The sequence below is a fragment of the Candidatus Aquicultor sp. genome (genome assembly GCF_054640775.1).
In genome coordinates this window covers 1-2,605 of record NZ_JBTSLF010000330.1, presented here as the reverse complement: position 1 = coordinate 2,605, position 2,605 = coordinate 1, and the positions used below count along the sequence as shown (strand labels likewise).

Sequence of the window (2,605 nt, the reverse complement as noted above, 5' to 3'; positions counted from 1 at the left end):
TGTCTTCCGGAGTTATTTCTTCATCTATTATTGGGACTAAGTATTTGTTTAGATGATCGTCTTGAAAGTCTACGATTGAGCCTTCCGGATAGGATTTGCCTTTGTAGAAGACGTCGGAGTAGGTCACGCGGAAATGCTTGGGTTTATTAGGGGATTTATCCCCGCACACGGGGCAGGCACTCGCGGACTTCTTCGAAATGACAGGTGAATTTGAAGGGGATAGCTCAGGTGCGTCCGTCAGGGACGGAACGGACGCATCCGATGTTTGCGGGACTGGGGCTTCGGGATTAATTTCTTCTATTGGCTGTTCTGGTTTTTTCTTAGGCATATCGTACCTTATGCGTTTGTGTCGTTGATTAAATAGCCGGCATCGGCGCCTACGATTTTTGGGACAAAAATATTTGTAGTTCTTACTACCTGGACTTTGTTTCCGGTCTCTTCGTAAACGTCTACTATCGGGTAGGCGTTCTTCTGGAGGGTGTAGGCAAAGGATGGTTCGTAATAAGAATTAGGAACGTCCGCTGAAGCCATTGGGACGAATGCAAGGATTGCATTGTCTGCCCAAACGTCTGAGAAACTTCCCGTGGTATCGTTTACGAAAACTGATTCACCAATGTAAATTTTATCGAAGCCAAGCAGGGTTTCTAATGTGCCTACTTCTATGATGGCGTGCTGTGTGAATTTTATTCTGTCTAAAATAACCGGATGGTTCTTGAGGGCTGCATAGGAGGCTGCGCCAAGTATACAAACGTTTGGACGTTTGGCAATCTTTGAGCGAAGGGCTTCTTTGGCGGTTTCAAAAACCGCGATTGGGTCGCTGGTTGGGGTTGTGAATTTACTCGCTGAGTCTAAGGTGATTTTATTGCCAGTTGGAAAATTCGAGAGGTTCTGGACCAAGTCGGCAATTTTCTTTTCCAAGCGAAGCGCGATTCCTTCGGTTGTAACTTTTGTAGCGTGGAGTTTTAGGTTGCGGATGTCTTCATCAATTTCACGGTAGTCCATTGGATATTCAAGATCATGTTCCTCTAAAACGAAGTCAATAGAAGACAAGCCGTCCGGATTTATCCGATTGCTTCGGCTGCGAATTGCTCGTTCTGTGTTATAGACTTTAAAAGCTTCTTTACCAAACTGAGGTATTTTGCCGCCTTCTTTTTCAACTGAGACAACCGGGAATAACTTTGTGCCGATTAAATTCGGCTGAGAGAAACCGCGCGCAAGCGTGGTAAGTACCGGGTCAACGATTCTTTTGTTTGCAAGTGACATAGTTTTTTTTACTCCTTAAATTTTATGTGAAAATATTAATTCGGCGGCGGACTTGTAAGAAATTTTTTGCTCTGTCATTTTGGACAGAATTTCTTCGTGAAGAAGTTCGGCTTCCGGGTCTAAGAGAAATTCGGAAAAGTCGTGGGTTTTGATTTCTTCTTTTTCCGGTTTAACGGCTATAGTATCAAGCGGAACAACTTTAGGCATCAGCTCTAAAAATTCATTCAAGTAATTTTCGAGTTTGAACTCTGATAAATTATATTCTGTTTGGGTAAGTTCTAAAAGTTTTTGTTTCATCGGGACGGTGAGTTTGCCGTTGTTGAAATAAAATTCGACTCTGTCGGTAAATGTGCCGGAGATTGAGGGTGTTGGGGTTGGTGCTGGAGTTGGATCAACCGGCTGAGAGTTTTGTTTTTCCATGTTGGTTTTTATTTCTGTGATTGCGTCGAGTATGTTTTTTAGGGAATCGCTGAACTTGATAGAATCGGGTTGAGAGGATGGAATATGGGATTTCTTCCCGCAAACGGGACAGGCACCGGCGGACTCATTCGAAATGATATCTGAATTTGCAGTAGTGTCGGAAAATTCATAGGTGGTGTCTGTTTCGGTGTCGGAAAAGGCTAAGTCGGCTAAGCCTTTTACAGCGGGGAGTTCTGCGCCAAGGAATCCTACGTGGCGGAGTTTGCCGTCCTGTGTTAGGGAGACGCTTCTTTTTTTGAATAATCCATTCTTTACTGCTTCAAGAAATTCAGGGACTACTTGTTTGGCTTTTGCGATTAACCGGTCGCCGGTGACTTTTAGGTTTTCTATCCAGCCGTAAGCGGGATCGTTGGTTTTGGGGTGTCCGATTACTAAGGGAGCTTCAGAAACTGCTGGATCATATGAGGAAGCGATGTTTTCAAGGTCTGTTTGGGAGAATTCTTTTTCTTGTCCGTTTGATGACATAAACTTACCGGTTTTTAATATTTCGAATTCCATTGTAAACCTCATGTAATTATATGTAATAATTAAGTAATATCTTTGTATGAAATATAATTAAATATATTTAATTTGCAAATGTATTTAGTGACAAGTGATAAATTAGTGACAAGTGACTAGTAACGAGTGACAAGAAGGAATTAGTAACGAGTGACTAGTGACAAGCAAGAAAACAGGAAGGAATCTAAAAATGAAAGAATTAGTAATTAATGAGAAGCAGAAGATGTTTTGTTATGAGTATTTGAAGGATTTTAATGGTACTCAAGCTGCTGTTAGGGCCGGGTATTCTATTAAATCTGCCCGGCAACAGGCGGCTGACCTCTTGACAAAACCTAACATTTTTAAATTCCTGGAATCGCTAAAG

At 42.1% G+C, this 2,605-nt stretch carries 4 protein-coding genes; 1 reads left to right on the top strand and 3 read right to left on the bottom strand.

Translation table 11 applies throughout. The features are described 5' to 3' along the window. The 3 genes from ACYC56_RS14935 to ACYC56_RS14925 form a co-directional block, all read right to left on the bottom strand. Window positions 1-328 (bottom strand): hypothetical protein (locus ACYC56_RS14935; RefSeq protein WP_461374963.1); only part of this gene is annotated, 328 nt, incomplete at its 3' end. 8 nt (window positions 329-336) lie between these two features. After that, window positions 337-1,263, bottom strand: coding sequence for a major capsid protein (locus ACYC56_RS14930; protein ID WP_461374962.1), 927 nt, complete (start codon window positions 1,261-1,263; stop codon window positions 337-339). A gap of 15 nt (window positions 1,264-1,278) precedes the next feature. Beyond that, window positions 1,279-2,241, bottom strand: coding sequence for a hypothetical protein (locus ACYC56_RS14925; protein ID WP_461374961.1), 963 nt, complete (start codon window positions 2,239-2,241; stop codon window positions 1,279-1,281). Window positions 2,242-2,431: 190 nt separating this feature from the next. Here ACYC56_RS14925 and ACYC56_RS14920 point away from each other — a divergent pair. Then, a partial coding sequence (locus ACYC56_RS14920) for a terminase small subunit (protein WP_461374964.1) occupies window positions 2,432-2,605 on the top strand: 174 nt, incomplete at its 3' end.